Source organism: Pseudomonas sp. 43(2021), assembly GCF_017490805.1.
GTDB lineage: Bacteria > Pseudomonadota > Gammaproteobacteria > Pseudomonadales > Pseudomonadaceae > Aquipseudomonas.
This window is the reverse complement of sequence record NZ_JAFGYJ010000495.1, coordinates 1-454: the sequence shown is the minus strand read 5'-3', so window position 1 is coordinate 454 and position 454 is coordinate 1. Positions and strand designations below refer to the sequence as shown.

The window sequence follows — 454 nt, the reverse complement described above, 5'->3', positions numbered from 1 at the left end:
TCGCAGTCTCCTCAGGCGCGCGGTTGCGGTTGGGGCGCGGCGACGGGCATCTCGGTCAACGCGGGCGCGCGCGCCGCGTCGCCGACGCGCACTTCGCGCCAGCCGAGCCCGCGATACGGCGCGGCGGCGTCCCACGGCACCGGCAGGCGCTTGTCCTGCGAGCCGGGCGCGGGTAGCGGAAACATCAGCGAGCGCGCCGCGTGGTGCGCGATGTGGCCCGTCATCGCGTGGTGCTCCTGATGGATGTGTCCGTAGAACACGGTGACGTTCGGATAGGGCATCAGCACGTCGACGACTTTCGCGCCGTCGCGCGTGGCCCAGTCCCATTGCGGCGCGAGATCGAAGAGCGGCCGGTGCGTGAAGACGACGATGCGCGCGTCCTTCGGCTGTCGCGCGAGATCCCGCGCGAGCCATTCGATCTGCGCGTCGCCGACGCGGCCGGCCGGATCCGACA

1 pseudogene is annotated in these 454 nt (G+C 72.0%); it reads right to left on the bottom strand.

Annotated elements, in window-relative coordinates:
- Positions 1 to 11: 11 nt before the first annotated feature.
- Positions 12 to 454: pseudogene (locus J5M71_RS28345) on the bottom strand (hypothetical protein); the annotation flags it as partial.